Here is a 441-nt window from a genome sequence, read left to right as displayed (position 1 = left end):
GGTGACAAGCGCACCCTTCGTAAGACTTGACTAAATTTCAAACGAAGGGGTTTCACCGGACATGTCGGCTAGWTTGATTTTGCCCTGATGAACTGCCGAGGGGAAGCCATCTTGAGCGCGGAATGGGGATGGATTTCGTTGTAGTCCTCGATCCACCGGTCGATAAGCCGGAGCGCTGTTTCGGTGTCCGGCAGTGCTGAGATGCGGATGTAATCCCGCTTCAAGGTTTTGACGAAGGCTTCCGACATACCATACGACTGGGGACTAGCTAGCGGCGTGAAGCAGGGCGTCAGATTGAGTGCCTGAGCAAACAACCTCGTATCCCTCGCGGTGTAAGCCGAACCATTGTCCGAGAGATGCTCGATTGCGTGCGGGGCTCTCGTTGCTGTGAACCGCTTCTCGACCGCCTCCAGCATCATGTCGCGCACGTCCGAGCCGGAG

At 56.6% G+C, this 441-nt stretch carries 1 protein-coding gene; it reads right to left on the bottom strand.

Going from position 1 to position 441, the window contains the following annotated elements; all coding sequences use genetic code 11:
- Positions 1 to 68: 68 nt before the first annotated feature.
- Positions 69 to 441 (bottom strand): integrase core domain-containing protein (locus ASG68_RS32160; protein WP_244484091.1); only part of this gene is annotated, 373 nt, incomplete at its 5' end.

The sequence above is a fragment of the Rhizobium sp. Leaf453 genome, from assembly GCF_001425605.1.
GTDB lineage: Bacteria > Pseudomonadota > Alphaproteobacteria > Rhizobiales > Rhizobiaceae > Pararhizobium.
Note: the sequence above shows the minus strand (reverse complement) of the source record. Positions and strands in the feature narration are given on the sequence as shown.